This window comes from Cytobacillus sp. BC1816 (assembly GCF_051353635.1).
Taxonomy (GTDB): domain Bacteria; phylum Bacillota; class Bacilli; order Bacillales; family Cytobacillaceae; genus Cytobacillus; species Cytobacillus oceanisediminis_C.
Genome location: NZ_CP195611.1, coordinates 4397501 through 4413660, shown reverse-complemented (window position 1 = coordinate 4413660; position 16160 = coordinate 4397501). Strand labels below are relative to the sequence as shown.

The 16160-nt window shown below is 42.5% G+C and carries 15 protein-coding genes and 1 riboswitch; of the genes, 10 read left to right on the top strand and 5 right to left on the bottom strand.

Annotation, left to right across the window (positions count from 1 at the left end; translation table 11 throughout):
* Positions 1–10 precede the first annotated feature (10 nt).
* Positions 11–127, top strand: a riboswitch (SAM riboswitch).
* A 325-nt stretch (positions 128–452) separates the two neighbouring features.
* Together metK and asnB are read left to right on the top strand one after the other, a co-directional pair.
* On the top strand, positions 453–1646 hold the full coding sequence (metK, locus tag ACR42H_RS22340) for a methionine adenosyltransferase (protein ID WP_113885550.1): 1194 nt from the start codon (positions 453–455) through the stop codon (positions 1644–1646).
* A gap of 297 nt (positions 1647–1943) precedes the next feature.
* Positions 1944–3848 carry an asparagine synthase (glutamine-hydrolyzing) gene (asnB, locus tag ACR42H_RS22335; RefSeq protein ID WP_113885549.1) on the top strand — a complete coding sequence of 635 codons (1905 nt, stop codon included), beginning with the start codon at positions 1944–1946 and terminating at the stop codon, positions 3846–3848.
* 189 nt (positions 3849–4037) lie between these two features.
* Here the strand turns inward: asnB and ACR42H_RS22330 are convergent, their stop codons facing one another.
* Complete coding sequence (locus ACR42H_RS22330) at positions 4038–4886, bottom strand: C39 family peptidase (RefSeq protein WP_113882523.1); 849 nt, start codon at positions 4884–4886, stop codon at positions 4038–4040.
* Positions 4887–4967: 81 nt separating this feature from the next.
* A complete protein-coding gene (locus ACR42H_RS22325; RefSeq protein WP_113882524.1) occupies positions 4968–5489 on the bottom strand; it encodes a gamma carbonic anhydrase in 522 nt (173 codons plus the stop codon).
* Positions 5490–5667: 178 nt separating this feature from the next.
* On the opposite strand from ACR42H_RS22325, the gene ACR42H_RS22320 reads away from it, so the two are divergent.
* Positions 5668–6471 carry an alpha/beta hydrolase gene (locus ACR42H_RS22320; RefSeq protein WP_113882525.1) on the top strand — a complete coding sequence of 268 codons (804 nt, stop codon included), beginning with the start codon at positions 5668–5670 and terminating at the stop codon, positions 6469–6471.
* An 82-nt stretch (positions 6472–6553) separates the two neighbouring features.
* Positions 6554–7648, top strand: coding sequence for a tetraprenyl-beta-curcumene synthase family protein (locus ACR42H_RS22315; RefSeq protein WP_113882526.1), 1095 nt, complete (start codon positions 6554–6556; stop codon positions 7646–7648).
* Between the two features lie 27 nt (positions 7649–7675).
* Here the strand turns inward: ACR42H_RS22315 and ACR42H_RS22310 are convergent, their stop codons facing one another.
* Both ACR42H_RS22310 and ACR42H_RS22305 read right to left on the bottom strand, forming a co-directional pair.
* Positions 7676–8248, bottom strand: coding sequence for a class I SAM-dependent methyltransferase (locus tag ACR42H_RS22310; RefSeq protein ID WP_113882527.1), 573 nt, complete (start codon positions 8246–8248; stop codon positions 7676–7678).
* Positions 8245–9213, bottom strand: coding sequence for a TIGR01212 family radical SAM protein (locus ACR42H_RS22305; RefSeq protein ID WP_113882528.1), 969 nt, complete (start codon positions 9211–9213; stop codon positions 8245–8247). Before ACR42H_RS22305 ends, ACR42H_RS22310 begins: the two co-directional genes overlap by 4 nt.
* 204 nt (positions 9214–9417) lie before the next feature.
* On the opposite strand from ACR42H_RS22305, the gene ACR42H_RS22300 reads away from it, so the two are divergent.
* The 3 genes from ACR42H_RS22300 (at position 9418) to ACR42H_RS22290 (ending at position 11549) form a co-directional block, all read left to right on the top strand.
* A complete protein-coding gene (locus ACR42H_RS22300; RefSeq protein ID WP_009333375.1) occupies positions 9418–9681 on the top strand; it encodes a YtzC family protein in 264 nt (87 codons plus the stop codon).
* 14 nt (positions 9682–9695) lie between these two features.
* A complete protein-coding gene (locus ACR42H_RS22295) occupies positions 9696–9878 on the top strand; it encodes a hypothetical protein (RefSeq protein WP_009333374.1) in 183 nt (60 codons plus the stop codon).
* Between the two features lie 489 nt (positions 9879–10367).
* The gene (locus tag ACR42H_RS22290; protein ID WP_113882529.1) at positions 10368–11549 is read left to right on the top strand and encodes an MDR family MFS transporter; all 1182 of its coding nucleotides are present in this window, start codon (positions 10368–10370) and stop codon (positions 11547–11549) included.
* Positions 11550–11597: 48 nt separating this feature from the next.
* On the opposite strand, the gene ACR42H_RS22285 is transcribed toward ACR42H_RS22290, so the two are convergent.
* Positions 11598–11948, bottom strand: coding sequence for a hypothetical protein (locus tag ACR42H_RS22285; protein ID WP_113882530.1), 351 nt, complete (start codon positions 11946–11948; stop codon positions 11598–11600).
* A gap of 144 nt (positions 11949–12092) precedes the next feature.
* On the opposite strand from ACR42H_RS22285, the gene ACR42H_RS22280 reads away from it, so the two are divergent.
* The 3 genes from ACR42H_RS22280 to ACR42H_RS22270 all read left to right on the top strand — a co-directional run bounded on the left by ACR42H_RS22280 (position 12093) and on the right by ACR42H_RS22270 (position 16098).
* Positions 12093–13454, top strand: a complete 1362-nt coding sequence (locus ACR42H_RS22280; protein WP_113882531.1) for a sigma-54 interaction domain-containing protein — start codon at positions 12093–12095, stop codon at positions 13452–13454.
* 490 nt (positions 13455–13944) lie between these two features.
* Positions 13945–15264, top strand: a complete 1320-nt coding sequence (locus ACR42H_RS22275; protein ID WP_113882532.1) for a GntP family permease — start codon at positions 13945–13947, stop codon at positions 15262–15264.
* Between the two features lie 57 nt (positions 15265–15321).
* A complete protein-coding gene (locus ACR42H_RS22270) occupies positions 15322–16098 on the top strand; it encodes a 3-hydroxybutyrate dehydrogenase (RefSeq protein ID WP_113882533.1) in 777 nt (258 codons plus the stop codon).
* Positions 16099–16160 lie beyond the last annotated feature (62 nt).

Sequence of the window (16160 nt, the reverse complement as noted above, 5' to 3'; positions counted from 1 at the left end):
AACGGATACTCTCTTATCCCGAGCTGGTGGAGGGACAGGCCCTATGAAACCCAGCAACCTGCTAAAAGGCAATAATCAGCAAAGGTGCTAACCTGACGCAAGGACGTAATTCCTTGAACGATAAGAGTGAAAGGCGCGAATCGATTTGCTTTCAACCTTTTCACTATTGAGAAGGTTTTTTATTTTGCACAGGCAATGGGATGAACGGCTTTTGGAATGTACTATTTATGTGAGTTTTTAGCAGCTTGCAGAGATGCATAAGAAAAAACGGATGCCTGGCTTTCTGGCCAGCAATGCCTATTTTTCTAATAAAAACTCCATGTTTATTTCATACTACTAAGGGAATGAGTTCCGTATCAAACAGAGATCCATGAAATGATAGGGTAAAGTTATTTTCCGCTTCCCCATTTCTTAATTCTCGCTCAATTTTCTATTTATAAGGAGGAAGCCAGATGTCAACAAAGCGTCGTTTGTTTACTTCTGAATCAGTTACTGAAGGTCATCCGGATAAAATCTGTGACCAAATTTCTGATGCAATCTTAGATGCGATTTTAGCTAAAGATGCGAATGCCCGTGTTGCTGCAGAGACTTCTGTAACAACTGGACTTGTATTAGTTGCAGGTGAAATCACAACATCTACATACGTAGATATTCCAAAAATCGTTCGTGAAACGGTAAAAGAAATCGGTTATACCCGTGCTAAATATGGTTTCGATTCCGAAACATGTGCAGTTTTAACTTCCATTGATGAGCAGTCAGCAGATATTGCAATGGGTGTTGACCAGGCCCTTGAAGCACGGGAAGGACAAATGAGCGATCAGGAGATTGAAGCAATCGGTGCAGGGGACCAGGGCTTAATGTTCGGTTTTGCCTGCAACGAAACGAAAGAGCTAATGCCTCTTCCGATTTCTTTAGCACATAAACTTTCCCGCCGCCTGACTGAAGTTCGTAAAGAAGAAATCCTTCCTTACCTTCGTCCGGACGGAAAAACTCAGGTAACGGTTGAGTATGATGAAAATGACAAGCCAATCCGCATTGACACAATCGTTATTTCTACTCAGCATCACCCTGAGATCAGCCTGGAGCAAATCCAGCGCAATCTTAAGGAACATGTTATTAATCCGGTTGTTCCAAAGGAATTAATTGATGAGAATACGAAATACTTCATTAACCCAACAGGACGTTTTGTAATCGGCGGACCTCAAGGGGATGCAGGCCTGACCGGCCGCAAAATCATTGTTGATACTTACGGCGGATATGCCCGTCATGGCGGAGGCGCGTTCTCCGGTAAGGATCCTACAAAGGTTGACCGCTCCGCTGCTTATGCTGCTCGTTATGTAGCGAAGAACCTTGTAGCAGCAGGTTTAGCAGAAAAAGTTGAAGTTCAGCTTGCTTATGCAATTGGTGTAGCACAGCCTGTGTCGATTTCAGTTGATACATTCGGAACAGGCAAAGTGGAAGAAGATGTACTAGTTGATCTAGTAAGAAAACATTTTGATCTTCGCCCTGCAGGAATTATTAACATGCTTGGACTTCGCCGCCCAATTTACAAGCAGACAGCTGCTTACGGACATTTCGGACGTACAGATGTTGATCTTCCTTGGGAGCGTACGGACAAAGCCGAAATCCTTCGTTCTGAAGCTTAATAAAAAGAAAGCGGGAGTTGCATTAATCAATGTAACTCCCGCTTTCTTTTTTGCGTCATTATACATAAAGGGTGTTTATTCACTTTTCGGTCTTTATGCTCTTTAGTCGTTTATAATTTTATGTTATCGTATAAACTTCGGATAATGGCTTAATTTTCCGCACATATTTTTTTTATTATCCACGTGCTAATTATAAATGATTAGTGGTAGTATTATAGGGTATGTTTTCTAAGGACAAAGGAGCCGTTAAGGCTGTATCTAAATATTGAGAATAGAATGGAGTAGGTGACGTACATAATGTGTGGCTTTATTGGTTGTGTACATGAAAAAGCACAAAATTACCGTGACGCAGATAAAGAACAATTTCAAAATATGAATGATATCATTACCCATCGGGGTCCGGATGATTCAGGATACTATTTTGATGATCATATTCAATTCGGCTTTCGCCGGTTGAGCATTATCGATATTGAAAGCGGACACCAGCCGCTGACTTACGAGAATGAGCGTTATTGGATTATCTTTAATGGTGAAATCTATAATTATGTGGAACTTCGTGAAGAACTTCTCAAAGCTGGCTTAAGCTTTGAAACAAGCTCCGATACAGAAGTGATAATTGCCCTTTACAGCCATATGAAAGAAAAGGCTGTTGAAAAATTACGCGGCATGTTTGCATTTGTCATTTGGGATAAACAGGAGCAGTCACTATATGGAGCCAGAGATCCATTTGGGATTAAGCCTTTCTTTTATTACGATAAGGGAGACCGCACGTTCTTTGGATCAGAGAAAAAGAGCATTCTTTTGGCGCTTCAGAATGATGTATTAAACTATGACTCCCTCCAGCATTATCTGACCTATCAGTTTGTGCCTGAGCCAAACACGATGTCAGAGGGAATCCATAAGCTGGAGCCTGGTCATTATTTTACTAAAAAAATTGGTGCTCCGATGGATATTAAGCGATATTGGAAAGCTGCTTTCCATCCAGTGCAGAAGTCAGAAGCTGATTTCACGAAAGAAATAAGAGATGTTTTGTTCGACTCAGTCAAGATGCATATGCGTGCCGATGTTCCGGTAGGTTCATTCCTTTCAGGCGGAATTGATTCTTCCATCATTGCTTCCATTGCGAAAGAATTCCATCCTGCAATTAAAACATTCTCTGTCGGATTTGAACGCAATGGCTTCAGCGAGGTGGATGTAGCGAAAGAAACAGCTGAAAAGCTGGGTGTCGAAAACATCAGCTACATCATAACTCCTGAGGAATACATGAATGAGATTCCGAGAATCATGTGGCATATGGACGATCCGCTTGCTGACCCGGCTTGTGTGCCCCTTTATTTTGTGGCAAGAGAAGCAAGAAAACATGTAACGGTTGTACTTTCAGGTGAGGGAGCCGATGAGCTATTTGGCGGCTATAATATTTACCGCGAACCACAATCCCTGGAAGTCTTCAATAAAATTCCTGCTATAGGCAAAAAGCTTCTTCGCATGATTGCTAACATGATGCCAGAGGGAATGAAGGGGAAAAGCTTTATCGAACGCGGTGTAACGCCAATGGAAGAGCGCTACATTGGAAATGCAAAAATGTTTACAGAGCAAGAGAAGCGCAGCCTGCTTCATGTATATAAAGACAGCTTAAATTATACGGATATCACTAAACCGCTATATGAAGAAAGCCGCGGCTATGATCCGGTTGACCGCATGCAGTATATCGATATTCATACGTGGATGCGCGGAGACATTCTATTGAAAGCGGACAAAATGACGATGGCTCATTCTCTCGAGCTTCGTGTTCCGTTCCTTGATAAAGAAGTGTTTGAAGTGGCTTCCAAAATACCGACCAGCCTGAAAACGGCAAATGGAACTACGAAGTATATTCTTCGCAAAGCTGCTGAAGGAGTCGTTCCAGACCATGTGCTGAATCGCAAGAAGCTTGGATTCCCTGTGCCAATCCGTCACTGGCTGAAAGACGAGATGAATGAATGGGCGAAAAATATCATTCGTGAAAGCAGCACAGATCATCTAATTAATAAAGATTACGTATTGCAGCTGCTTGAAGACCATTGTCAGGATAAAGCGGACAACAGCCGCAAAATCTGGACAGTTCTTATGTTCATGGTTTGGCATCAGGTATATGTGGAGAAAAAGTATTCTTTTGAAAAAGAGTATTTGTTAAATAAAGACTTGCAGCCACTTAAAGGCTAAAATAAAAACGTCCATCAGGTGAAAATCTGGTGGACGTTTTTATTTAATTATAGGAATGTATAGAATTTCACCCGCAGGATAAGGAAGGCTTCGTTAGCATAAACATCGCATGGCCGAAAGCGACAGCTTTTGGGAGGACGTGGCGATCCCAGTCTGCGTTCCTTCTTGGGCAAGGCGCTTCCGCCTTTCTTATCGGAGATAGGTAATAGCCTGTTTGCCCATCTGCACCCATGCTTTTTCAAAATCATTTTTGAGTGCTTTTTTATTTTTCTCACCTGTGAGCGGGTCGTTGAAATACATGTATTCCTGATCATAGCCTGTGAGCAGGACTGAATGCTCTTTATAGGTAACCTGGATTTTTCCGCTTGGCGTATGCCAGGTCTGGAAAAAGTCATCAGAAAGCTGTTTATAGGCTGTGTTGATAATAACCCAGACAGGCCTGCCGTCTGACAGATGGATCTTTAAGTCTTCAAAATCGGATCCGGTAAGGTCTTCAATGGAGCCAGGCATGTACTTTTCCGCAAGCTCTTTTACGGGTTTATGATAAACACCGAGACCTGGATTATCAAAGGAATACATATCGCCTATGAATCCGTCATTCGGGTGCCCGAAGTAGATTTTTCCGTTTTCTATGCGATAAGGCTCAGGATTTTTCTTTATTTCTTTAGCGAGTGTCATTTTATCAGCCTGTATCCCTGCATGCTGAAGGAGCATGGATAAGCTCGTCACTTCGCATCCTCTGGGGAGCTCAGGAAACTGATTGACTGCGGGTGCATTTATAATTGTTTCTTCCTTGATCTTAATTACGGCAGTGTTGTGTCCAAGGAAAGAGCTGGCTTTCTCAGCAGGTTCAGACAGCCATGATTTAATTTGATTTACAGCTGAAGCAGGCTGGCTGCCTGAAAGGTTGTCATAAATAAATGCACCAGAAATCAGGATGAAGACAAGTAAAAACATTGGTGCCGTTTTTAACATGGTTTTTCTGAATATCACTATTAAAAATAAGAAAAGAACAATTGCCGCAATATAAATCTTCAATTTCTTCACCCGCCCATTGGTATTGCCTTATGTTTATTATCGGCTATTTTCCCATTCTATTAATAATAGGGGGCAGGTGAGTTATTCAGGCTTTTTCTGCAAAGACTTATAGTACTGCCCTTTTTCGGCGTATTCTCTGCTGATCCTTTCCATATCTTTGATATCTTCTGGCGTCAGCTCGCGGATCACTTTTGCAGGCCTTCCGAAAGCAAGTGTATTGGGAGGGATTTTCTTTCCCTGTGGAACAAGGCTCCCTGCACCAATGAATGCTCCCTCACCGATTTCAGCCTGATCTAATACAATTGAGCCCATTCCTATTAAAGCCCTCTTGCGGATAACACAGCTATGAAGGATTACCTGATGGCCAACTGTCACTTCATCTTCCAATATCAGGGGATTATTCGGGCTTTGATGCAGGACGGAATTGTCCTGGATATTGACTTTTTTGCCGATGATTGTTGGTGCTACATCTCCGCGTATAACGGAGTTGAACCAAACGCTGGAATCCTCGCCAATTTCAACATCGCCGGTAATGGTAGTAAAATCTGCAATAAATGCGGATTCTGCAATTTTAGGTTCTTTATCTTTATATGGATAGATCATGTGAAACACTCCTATATGCAGTTTGATTATTTTGATTTTATCATAAGAGGCATGATAAACGTTGTTTTGGCAAAAAGAATTCCAATTTTACAAAGGGCTGATTCATGAACAATTTTAGCATCTAGGCTATAATATATATACATAAGACAGTACGGAAAAAAGGCTGGGAGGATTGACTATGTGGAAATGGGAAACTGAAGGAGATGCAAATGGCGTTATTGTCATGGTGCATGGGGCAATGGAGCATCACCGCCGTTATGGCTGGCTGATTGAAATGTGGCGCTTGGCCGGTTTCCATGTCATTATGGGAGATCTTCCTGGCCAGGGGATGACTTCAAGGTCCAGAAGAGGCCATATTGATTCCTTTGATGAATATATACTTGAAGTTCAGGATTGGGTACACGCTGCCTATGAATTTGAATTGCCGGTCTTTCTTTTAGGGCACAGCATGGGCGGTCTGATTGCCATTCGCCTGCTGCAAGAGGAAAGAATGAATCTCGCTGGAGTAATTTTGTCTTCTCCATGTTTAGGCTTGGTTCAACAGCCTTCGAAATTCCTGAACTTCTTATCGCTTGGACTCAATTCTGTGATGCCAGGCCTGAAAATGGATGCCGGATTATCCGTGGACATGGCGACGCGGAATCAGGACGTCCTTGATGCTGATTTAAATGATTCTCTTTATGTGACAAAAGTGTCGGTCAGGTGGTACAGGGAACTTGTTTCTGCAATAAAGCTTGCTTTTGAGAATCTTGATAAAATCCAGGATGTGCCCCTCCTCGTATTGCAGGGCGGCGATGATAAAATCGTGAATAAAACAACTGTCAGAGAATGGTTTAACCTTGCGCCCTTCTCAGAGAAAAGGTTCAAAGAATGGCCTAAATGCTACCACGAAGTCTTTAATGAACCTGAACGTGAAGAAGTCTTTGAATACGCAAAGGATTTTGTGAACAGCCAATTAAAAGCGCTTGGCTATGTGGTTTAAGGACGGGGTTTTAATTATGGAGGGTGCAGGCATAGCATAAGAACTGCTCACCTATCTTAAGCAAAAGGAGGTTTATCATATCATGAGTGTCCCTTCCATGCCAATTAGCTTAATGTCACATGTCTACAGGAAGGTTCTTCCTGCTGTACATAAGGAACTAGCATATTGGAAAAGCAGAGCGGAAGCAATTCCTGATCCGGAGTTAAGAAAGCAGGCTCTTGCCAGCATTGAGCATAAAACCTTCCACTGTGAAGGCGGAGCTATTATGTCATTAATGGCCAAGGAAAAATATGAACAAGCGGTTAAGTTCATCGTCGCATATCAGACAATCAGTGATTATTTGGACAATCTCTGCGACCGGAGCACCTCGCTTGATCCCCGGGACTTTGCGGCACTGCACGAGTCAATGGAGGATGCCCTCGATACGGATGCTGCAGATAAAAATTATTATAGGCTGAGAAATGAACAGGATGATGGAAACTATCTTGCAGATTTGGCAGGAGTCTGCAGGGAAGTGCTGTCCAGTCTGAGGCATTATACACATATAAAAAGCCATCTGCTTGAATTATGCCGTTACTATTGTGATCTGCAAATACATAAGCATGTTGTGGTGGAAGAACGAGTTCCCCGTCTTCAGAATTGGTTTGACCAATATCGGTCTGATATTCCTGAGATGGAATGGTATGAGTTCTCTGCTTGCTCGGGTTCAACTTTGGGTATTTTTTGCCTTGTTTCCTACGCACTGAGAGATGATTTTGAAGCGGAGCATGCGGTAAATATACGAAATGGATATTTTCCATACATCCAGGGTCTCCACATTCTTCTTGATTATCTGATTGATCAGGAGGAGGACAAAGCCGGTGGAGACTTGAATTTTTGCTTTTACTATGAAAACGAAGAAAAACTGTTTTCGAGATTGAAGCATTTTGTTGCCGAAGCAGATAAGCATACCGAAAAGCTGCCTCATAAACATTTCCATAAACTGATTAATCGAGGCTTGCTCGGGGTTTATCTATCTGATGAGAAGGTCCGGAATCAGCGGAATGTCAGAAGACTAGCCAAAAGCATGATCAGAACAGGCGGCATGGTAAGCTTTTTCTTTTATGTGAACGGCAGAGCTTACCGTACTTTGCAGAAGATGATGCCTGCTGGCTTTTCAGGAGCAATTGAAAAATAATATAAAGCCTGCTTTTTTTGCAGGCTTTTACCGTTTTTCAATGGCTACAATAAACGGAGGGTTATTTTTTTGATTAATAAACTGATACTGCAATACATGGACGATGCTTTGATCCAGCTGCCTTACATATCTGAGCAGATAATCACGCTCAACAGCTCCCTCAATATGGCCGTGATAAATCACTAAAAGGATAACCCCTTCCGGAGCCATTAGTTCCAAAAGCTGATCGATGGCAGAAATGGTTGTCTGCGGACGGGTGACAATATCTTTATCACCGCCGGGCAGGTAACCTAAATTAAAAATGGCTGCGGTTATTTTTCCATGATGCACAGGCGGCACATTCTCAAGAATGAATTCATGTCCTGTATGGAAAAGGGTAGCCCTGTCTGACAGGTTATGATCAGCCAGGCGTATTTTTGTATTCTGGACAGCCTCTTCCTGAATATCGAAACCGTAAACTCTTCCATTATGTCCTACAAGATCCGCCAGAAATACTGTATCATGTCCGTTGCCCAAAGTGGCATCAATAACGATATCTCCCGGTGATACTGCTTTCTCAAGCAGCTGTCTTGCATAAGGTAAGATTCTTTCAAGCTTCATGACAATGCCTCCATTTGGCTTGGGTTGTAAAGTTTTCCTTGCCAGCTGTTTCTTCGCTTTAATTCCGCATCAATGCTATTTAGCACTTCCCACTTATTTACGCTCCACATTGGCCCGATCATCAAGTCGATTGGCCCATCTCCTGTTATGCGGTGGACAATCATTTCCGGAGGTAAAATCTCCAGCTGGTCACATACTAAGTTTACGTACTCATCAAGAGACAGAAACTCAAGCATACCTTTTTCAAATTGTTTAACCATTGGGGTTCCTTTTAATAAATGAAGGAGATGAATTTTAATCCCTTGCACATCCAGCTTAGCAATTTCCCGTGCGGTTTCCATCATCATAACCGGTGTTTCAAGCGGAAGGCCATTAATGATGTGGGAACAGATGCGGATGCCATGTTTGCGGAGCTTGTTTACTCCCTCCACATAGCATTGATAATCATGAGCGCGGTTAATTAAAAGGGCAGTCCGTTCATGCACAGTCTGTAAGCCCAGTTCTACCCAGAGATAAGTCCGCTGATTAAGCTCTGCCAGATATTCGACTACATCATCAGGCAAACAGTCTGGCCGGGTCGCAATAGACAGTCCGACTACTCTGTCCTGCTCAAGCACTCTCTCATACATATCACGAAGCACTTCCACAGGGGCATGAGTATTCGTAAAGGCCTGAAAATAAGCCATATATTTTCCGTCTTTCCATTTATGATGCATTTTTGTTTTTATTGCATTAAATTGTGTTTCCAAATCATCAGCACGGTTCCCGGCAAAGTCTCCCGATCCGGCTGCACTGCAGAATGTACATCCTCCATGTGCGACCGTGCCATCACGGTTGGGGCAATCAAATCCGCCATCGAGTGCCACCTTGAAAACTTTATGTCCAAATTCATTACGCAAATGATAATTCCATGTGTGGTACCGTTTATTATCGGATGCATATGGAAAAGGATTTACTTTATCCACAATTATCCCTCCTTTTTCAAAGAGTAATCTATAAGGTAAAAATAAATATGAAGGATTTCATAAAATTAATCTTAACATGACCCAAAACCTTATCCAAGGGGGAATTGGCAGGAAATAGAGTGGTAAGGATTACGGAAAAATGAACAAACTAATTATTGAAGCATGCAAGCTTCTAGACCCATTCTTTAAGGAGGGGAACAGATAATGGCAACCCGTGAATCGATGGATACACTTCTGCAGCAGTGTGAGGATGCAATCCGTTTTGCCCAGGAGCAGTTTGAATCAGGCAGGACACAGGAGCATTACAATGATAACGAATACTCCAATGCACTTCAATCTTTGGAAGCTGCTTATAATGATATAACCCAGATGGCCCACAGCGCCAACTCCCAGCAGCGGGAACAGCTTCACCGGATGAGGCTGCAACTGCAGCAGCTCCAAAATCAGATGATAATACTTCCTCATTAAGGAGTGGTCCACAGATGGTAAAAAAGCGCTCAAAACAAAACAATCCGGAACAAAAGACCCGCAATGGCGCCAATAGTCAGGACGTTGAACTTGGCCGGGATTTTGATGCGGTAAAGCAGTCGAAAAAGAACTATGAAAAGTCAGGCGGCCAGCCTGTAAAATCAAAATTTCACCCTGAGCCGGAACAATCATCATAAGGAAAGCGGAAGTCCACCCCCGCCAGCCTCAGCAAGACAAACCGAAATGTGGAGGCGGCTGCTCAGGGGCGACAAGCATAGTCGAGCCCTGCAACTATGAGCCGCAACAAGACAAGCTTGTGACCCCGGGGGGGAGAGGCGCTCTCCCTAAGCGCTTTTAGATGATAAAGCTGTCGAAGCATTCCTTATGGAGCTAGACAGTTATCGACATTCAAACTCTAATTATTTTATGAAATATGGAAAGCCCTGATTTTTCAAAATCGGGGCTTTATTTTTGTGCCGTTTAACGAACTATTCTTAATAGGTGCATTCTAAAAATCCACATTCAGCTTCAACTATAAAAGAAGAAGTATTCTGTCTATTAAAATCGAATGAAAACCTATTGCAAGGACATGAAAAACCAACTAAAATTATTTTGGATTTCGAAATAGTACCGGCTGGTAATATGCCGGCTGACATAAAAAAATTTGGAAAAAGGGGCGTAATCTTATGCCGCGGACCTTATGGCTTTTAATTATTGGGATGGCAGTGAATGTAACCGGATCTTCTTTTTTGTGGCCTCTTAATACAATTTACATTCATGACCACTTAGGCAAGTCCTTATCGGTTGCCGGCCTGGTTTTGATGGTGAACGCAGCTGCCAGCGTCGCAGGAAATTTAATAGGGGGAAGCCTATATGATAAAATAGGCGGCTATCGTTCAATTCTTCTTGGAATTGTCATCACGGTAATGGCGCTCCTCGGTTTAACCTTTTGGCACGGCTGGCCTGCATACGTGGGGTTCCTCACCTTTGTTGGATTTGGATCTGGCATTGTTTTTCCTTCTATGTTTGCGATGGCGGGATCTGTCTGGAAGGAAGGCGGCCGCAAAGCTTTCAATGCCATTTATGTAGCTCAGAATGCCGGTGTTGCCATTGGTGCTGCTCTCGGCGGTCTTGTGGCTTCGTACTCTTTTCAGTTGATTTTTCTGGCCAATACTGTCATGTATATCGTTTTTTTACTGATCGCTGTTTTGGGATACAGGGGAATAAATACTGTTTCAGGTCAGCAGACCTCCATCCTTCAGGAAAATCGGAAGGTTAAAAATCATACCAAGCTTTATGCGCTGCTCATATTATGTGCAGGCTATTTATTGTGCTGGGTCGGATATGTGCAATGGCAATCGACTATTGCTGCTTATACACAGGAATTGAATATTTCTTTAAAGCAATACAGCTTGCTGTGGACTATAAATGGAGCCCTGATTGTATTGGGTCAGCCGTTTATCGGTGCTTTGGTAAAATGGTTTAAAACACTTAAGGTTCAGATGGTCGCGGGCATGGTCATATTTATAGGTTCATTTGCTGCTGCAGCAAGTGCCGAGCAATTCTCAGCTTTTATCACAGCCATGGTTATTCTGACGATTGGCGAAATGCTAATATGGCCAGCGGTTCCGACTATTGCCAACCAGCTTGCTCCTAAAGGGCGGGAAGGTTTTTACCAGGGAATCGTAAACAGCACCGCTACAGGCGGAAGGATGATCGGGCCTTTACTGGGGGGAATTCTGGTTGACCTTTACGGAATCTCCATGCTGTTTGCTGTATTAATAGTTTTATTTATTTTTGCCATTCTGACAACTCTTGTTTATGACCGGAAATTGAAGGAGCCTAAAAAATTGGCGCATGTATCATAAGAAAGAAACCTGCAGTTGTGCGCTGCAGGTTTTTTGAAATTTTAATTCTTAACCGGCACCTTCAAAGTAATTTTCTTTTTTCTTATCAGCAAATACAACTTCATTGAAGAAGCTTTTCAAAATCAGCCATCTCGCTGGATAAGAATTGATAAAATCTTCGAGAACCTCTTCTGAATAAAGAAGCAGGACATCCAGATCTGCCTTCTTTTGCTTCAAATCATACAAAAGGGCATGAGGAATGGTGTAATATTCATTCAGCTGCCATTGATTTAGTTTCACTGTAAAAATATTATGGTCCTTAATATAGGTTTCCAGCGCCTGTTTTTGCACTTGAACGCATTCCTGTTTTGATTTGTTTCCATATTGCCAGTGCGGATTAATCAGATAGATGCCTTTCATCTGAAACACCTCCCATGTCTGCCGATTACTAATGTTATGGGCAGTAAAAGCAATAAGAATACCCATTGAAGTGAATTTGTTTTCAGAAAAATATGATAAAATGGTAATCATAAATAGTAGATTGTCCTAAATGAGGGGATTCAAATGAAAAGTGCATTATTCGATCTGCCTGTGGAGATTGTCGAAACCATTGTTGAGAACGCTTTTGGATGGCTTGTAGTTGTGAATAAAGAAGGAACGATTATTTACATTAATAAAAATTATTGCGATTTTCTGGAAGTGGAGAGGGAACAGGTTCTGGGGAAGCATGTGTCTGAGGTAATTGAAAATTCACGTATGCATATAGTGGCAGAATCAGGCAAGGAAGAAATTGCAGACCTGCAATATATAAGAGGCAACTATATGATAGCAAATCGCATTCCCATTTTTTCTGATGGCGAAGTAATTGGCGCTTTCGGGACAGTCTTTTTTAGAGATACAAAGGAATGGATGCAGATGAACAGCCATGTAAAGAGCATGCTGACAAAAATCCAGAGCTTTATCCAGGAAATTGATCCAAGTGTAAAATACAGCCTTGATGATATTCTGGGAAACTCGAGCCAGATTCATAGTCTTAAAGAAAAGGTGAAAATGGTGGCAGCCAGTGATATCTCCGTATTAATCCGCGGGGAAAGCGGGACTGGAAAAGAACTATTTGCACACAGCATACATCAGCTCAGCAACAGGAGCCATCAGCCATTTGTGAAAATTAACTGCGGAGCCATCCCGGAACATCTGTTGGAGTCTGAACTGTTTGGCTATGAAGAAGGTGCTTTTACAGGTGCAAAAAAGGGAGGTAAAAAGGGGAAATTCCAGCTTGCTGATGGAGGGTCCTTATTTTTGGATGAAATCGGAGATATGCCGCTTAATATGCAGGTGAAGTTATTGCGTGCCCTGCAGGAAGGCGAGATTGAAAGCGTGGGTTCGACTTCTCCGGTTAAAGTAGATGTCCGGATTATCGCTGCAACGAACAGACCGCTCGAAAAAATGATGGAAGAAAAGCGCTTTAGGGAGGATCTATTCTATCGGATTAATGTTGTGCCGTTCATGATTCCTTCTTTGCGCGACAGGATGGAAGATTTATCACTCCTAATCGATAGCTTTATCAAGAAAATAACAAAAAAATCGGGAAAGAGAATTAGTGCAATTGAAGACGAGGTAATTGAAAAGTTTCATCAATATAGCTGGCCCGGCAATATTAGGGAGCTTGAAAATGTAATTGAGGCATCCATTCATTTAACAAGCAATGAAAGTATCACTACAGAATCATTGCCGGATTACATGAAAGAATCTGCTGTTTATCCCGTTGGAAAAAAGAACTTGAAGGACATTCTGGAAGAAACAGAAAAGCGGATATTGACCCAAAGTTTGAGCAAATATAACCAGGACCGATTAGAAGCTGCAAAAGCTCTAGGCATCAGTAAATCTTCTATGTATGAAAAACTAAAGAAATATGGAATTGAATAAGATTAACAGTCCAGAAATTCGGAATATGTTCCAGAATTCTGGACTGTTTTCATTCTAGTAATTTTATGTACACTTAGTCCCAGTATTAGACGTAATTATCAGAAAACTAGTCTATTATATCAGTGGACTTGTTCCCTGTGTATTCCAGAATCCTGGAAAAAGGATTCACTAATTGTTCACAATTCCCTTTATCTGCAAGCATTTCAAGTTGGCACGACTCTTGCATTATCTTTTCTCAGCAAGTTATTTTTCTGATTTTTTCTGCAAACGTTTTCAAAGAAAGGGGATGAAAAGTTTTTCTTATTTTTAGGCTCTTTTCGTATAAATTGTTGTTTTTCGCCTATTCATGTTGTCCGTTGATTTCCGCTCCAGGCTGCTCGCTTTCCGCGAGGTCTCTCCTGTCCCGCTGCAATCAACTCAGTAAATAGTATACAAATAGCAGCAAACCTTGCGAAAACAGCCTATTTTTAAAAACAAAGGGGGAAATGAAATGCTAAGTATGATTGGATTAATAGGCGGGCTTGCCCTGCTGATTTTCCTGACTATGCGGGGAATGAACCTGCTGGTTGTCGGGCCGTTATCTGCCTTGTTTGTAGCTCTTTTTAGCGGCATGCCATTATTTCCGCAGCTGGCAGGTGAAGGAGAGGCCAATTTGGTCGGGAACTATATGTCCGGCTTTTCAGGGTTTGTTACATCATGGTACCTAATGTTCCTATTGGGTGCAATTTTTGGGAAGGTAATGGAAGACAGCGGTGCGGCTGACAGTGTATCCAAAATGGTAGTGGATAAGCTCGGAATGAAATATGCCGTTCTTGCCATTGTCGCTTCCTGTGCTATTTTAACTTATGGCGGAGTCAGTTTATTCGTAGTTGCTTTCTCCGTATATCCAATGGCATTAAGTTTATTTAAACAGGCAAATCTTCCAAGAAGGTTCATCCCAGCAGCACTTGCCTTTGGATCTGTAACTTTTACGATGACTTCTGCGGGTTCACCGGAAATTCAAAACTGGATTCCGATTGAATTTCTTGGAACGACTCCATATGCAGGCTGGGAAGTCAGCTTAATTGTCGCTGTGTTCATGATGATTTTTGGCTACTGGTGGCTGAAGCGCATGATCACAAAGGCTGTAAACAAAGGAGAAACCTTTGAATCCCGCAAGCAGGATCCTGTAACTGAGAATAAGGAATTACCGCACCCTCTTATGGGAGTTCTCCCATTAGCTGTCGTTTTAATTATCTCATTTATATTCCATGACTCTCTTGCACAATCTGCACTTATTCTTGCATTACTGGGCGGAGTTATTGCCACATATCTATTGAATAGAAAGTATTTCACAAATTTCTGGAATGCTGTGTCTGATGGGACATTAGGCGCATTGATAGCGATAGGGAATACAGCTGCTGTTGTCGGGTTTGGCGGAGTGGCAAAGGCAGTGCCTGCATTTGCCACAGCTGTAGATTGGATGACAAGCATTCCTGGAAGCCCGCTGATAGGCGGTGCCATAGCAGTAAGTGTTATCGCCGGCATGACCGGTTCAGCTTCAGGCGGGCAGGCCATTGCATTGCCGATTCTGGCCCCGCATTATATGGACATGGGCGTCAATGCAGAAGCCCTGCACAGAACGGTTGCCATTTCATCTGGTGCCCTGGACTCTTTGCCGCATAATGGCTATGTTGTTACCACTGTACGGGCTATCTGCGGGGAATCTCATCAGGCTGCATATGGGGCTGTGGCTGCTGTAACGGTAATTGTTCCACTAATTGGGTTAGCATTGGCTATTATCTTATTCTCACTTGGTCTGGGAATCTAATTTCGGCAGGGGCCCATACAATGGAGCCCCGGCTTTGTTTTTGAAAGGAGCTTATTCATGGTACAAAATAAAGTAGTTTTTATAACCGGTGCAGCGCAGGGAATTGGCTATGAAATTGGCAAGAGATTTGCTGAACACGGCTCGAAAATTGTTCTGACAGATATTCAGGAAGAGGCCGTGAAAAAAGCTGCAGAAAATTTGCAGCATGAAGGTTTTGAAGCAATCGGGCTTAAATGTGATGTGACCTTAGAGTCTGATATACAAGCGGCCATCAATGAAACTGTCAGCCAATTCGGTGCCTTGGATGTGCTCATTAACAATGCAGGGCTGCAGCATGTTTCCTTTATTGAAGACTTTCCTACTGAGAAATTCGAGTTTCTGATCAAAGTAATGCTGACTGCACCGTTCATGGCCATTAAACATGTCATACCCGTTATGAAAAAACAAAAGTCCGGCCGTATTCTGAACATGGCATCCATTAACGGTCTTGTTGGATTCGCGGGGAAAGCAGCTTATAACAGTGCCAAGCATGGCGTTATAGGCCTTACTAAAGTCGCAGCATTGGAAGCTGCTGAAGATGGCATTACGGTTAATGCCATTTGCCCGGGCTATGTAGATACACCACTCGTAAGAAATCAGCTGAATGATCTTGCTAAAACAAGAAATGTACCTATTGAAAAAGCGCTGGAAGAAGTTATTTATCCCTTAGTGCCGCAAAAGAGGCTGCTGACGGTAGAAGAGATTGCGGATTATGCTATTTTTTTGGCTGGTGACGGAGCTAAAGGAATTACAGGACAGGCGGCAGTTATCGATGGAGGATATACTGTTCAGTAAATACAATCACATTTCGAAAAGCATTGCATATTCTAGTTATTAAATTCCTGTCAGGATAAGCC